This is a genomic window from Clostridium sp. (genome assembly GCF_032552055.1).
In the GTDB taxonomy this organism is placed as follows: domain Bacteria; phylum Bacillota; class Clostridia; order Clostridiales; family Clostridiaceae; genus Clostridium.
Window position 1 is genome coordinate 1 of record NZ_JAWGSV010000359.1, and the last position, 2,330, is coordinate 2,330.

The following is a 2,330-nucleotide window of genomic DNA, read 5'->3' on the forward strand; positions in this document are numbered from 1 at the left end:
AAAGAACATATCCCCTAAAATATTCATTGACTCTGATTTTAATTCTCCAATTAATTTAGATGTTTGTTTAGAAATTATCATACATTGAATAATCATTATACTAGCTATTACTACAAGTACTATGTATAAGCATCCACTCTTATCTATAATTTCAAAAGAACTTATGCCTTCATATACTAATATCATGTAAGCAATAATTGATATTAGTATTAAAGAAATACCTAAAGGTAAATATATATAACTTATAATAGTACCTAAAAATACAATTATAGTTGAATATGAATATCCTGCTATTAATACCTTTAATCCATCAAAGTATGTGAAACTTGATTTCTTTAATATTACATTTAATATTAAAAATATAACTCCAGCAACAATTGCTATAATTGCTATGTTATTAATTAATAACCTGATTATTATCCCAGTATGTTTCCCTTCTAGCATATAATCTAATCCAGCACTTGCAACTGCACCACCAATTGTTTTAACAACTGCTGACTTAAAAATATAAACATTTAAAACTGCTAATATTGTGGATAATAATCCAAAAATCATATAAGTATTATTGCTTTTGTTTTTACTTTCTTTAACTGTATTAATTGGATTCTTTACTAAACTAATAATTTCAGTTCCTATTTCATTAATAATTTCTTTAATATCAAACCCATTACCTAATCTAGTATTATCTGTGCTTACACCGTCCTCTTGAGTAACATTAGTACCACAACTTCCACAAAACTTAGCACCCTCTGGCATTTGATTTCCGCAATTTATACAAAACATTTTATCAACTCCCACTATTTTATCTCTAGATTTTATTTTCTTATTTATTTATTACATCTTTGCCATAATAACGAGCAAATGATGTATCAGTTGAACTTACCATCTTTGAAACTGTCCATTCATTTTCACTAGTATTATAATACATCTTCATATATATTAAATCTGAAGTAATTGTCTTACCTTGCTCTGTATAAGTCATATTTCCGTACACATGCTTAGTAAATGCATCATCCTTATAATCTATAATTTCATTTAATTTGAATGTTTCTTTATCTTTGTCTGTTATTAAATGATACTTAGAATTCTTATCTATCCATACCTTTAACTCTTCCCCTGCTACTGCTGCTTTTACCTGCTCTTCTGTCGGATTATCAACTGAAATTTTATTAAAGTTAGCATCACAATATGCATAACCATCTTCTGAAACTGTTATCTCAATATCACCATCAAAAGTCATGTTATTACTTTTACCCGCTATATTTGCAGTAATTATATAAGACACACCACTATTATTAGTTATGCTATCTACTTCTAAATCCTTTATATTACTGATGTCATCTAATGAAACGGAAATAGTATTAAATCCCTTATACCCACTAAACTTCTTATCCTCAACTAGCATTAATAAATCTTTCTTTATTTCATCAATTGTTAACTCTCCTGAAGGTTGAGTAACTATAATCATCTCTTCGCTTGATCTATTTTTATTATCATCAAAAACCCATTTTTCTCCATCAAAACTTACCCTTGATTCTAAACTCATTTTTTTAGTTACAAAGTTCCCCTTATTCTCTAATGTTGAATAAGCCTTTATAACTGTACCATACTCATCTTCTTCCATAGAATCTATTACTAATCCATTAGCAACTTCTTCTGTTATTTCTACTCCATTAATTTCTCCACCTATAAAAGCTTTTTTAACTATATCTTCTGACGCTTCTTCTTTTATTTCAACTTGTACATCTTCACTAAAAGTATCTATTGAGTTCGTACCTAGCATCCAGCTTCTATCTCTTCCATCATATATATATGTAATTTCAATAGGTAACTCAACTTTATACTTTTCACCCTCTAATGTAATCATACCTTTATTGTCATATGTTCTTATCCCAAATTCTGTTTTAATTACTTTATCTTCAAGTTTTACAGATTTTAAATTATCTTTATTAATATCTATATTCATAGATCCAACTTTAACTGTTCTCCCCATGAAATCATTCTTAATAACTTTTTTAGATACATTTTCACTTTTATATCCATTAACTCCTATAAATATTGCCATTATAGCTACTATAGATATTATTATTGCCCCAATAATTATGGATTTTTTTTTCTTATTATTTTGATGTGATGTAAGTTTATTATTTTTCACAGAAGTTTGTCCACTAAGAGCTTTCTCTTCATCTATCTTCTCTTCTTCTGAACTTACTTCTTCCACAATTAACTTTGTCCCACATTTTTTACAAAACTTTGCTATTTCTTCATTTTCACTTCCACAATTCCTACAAATCATTCTTTATCTCCTTATTAATTGATTTTATTTATAC

Annotated in this window: 2 protein-coding genes; both read right to left on the reverse strand. The window is 27.4% G+C overall.

Annotation, left to right across the window (positions count from 1 at the left end; genetic code table 11):
- The coding region (locus E6248_RS15485) for a zinc ribbon domain-containing protein (protein WP_316341664.1) at window positions 1-783 on the reverse strand (783 nt) is incomplete at its 3' end.
- A gap of 40 nt (window positions 784-823) precedes the next feature.
- Complete coding sequence (locus E6248_RS15490; RefSeq protein WP_316341665.1) at window positions 824-2,296, reverse strand: zinc ribbon domain-containing protein; 1,473 nt, start codon at window positions 2,294-2,296, stop codon at window positions 824-826.
- Window positions 2,297-2,330: the final 34 nt, after the last annotated feature.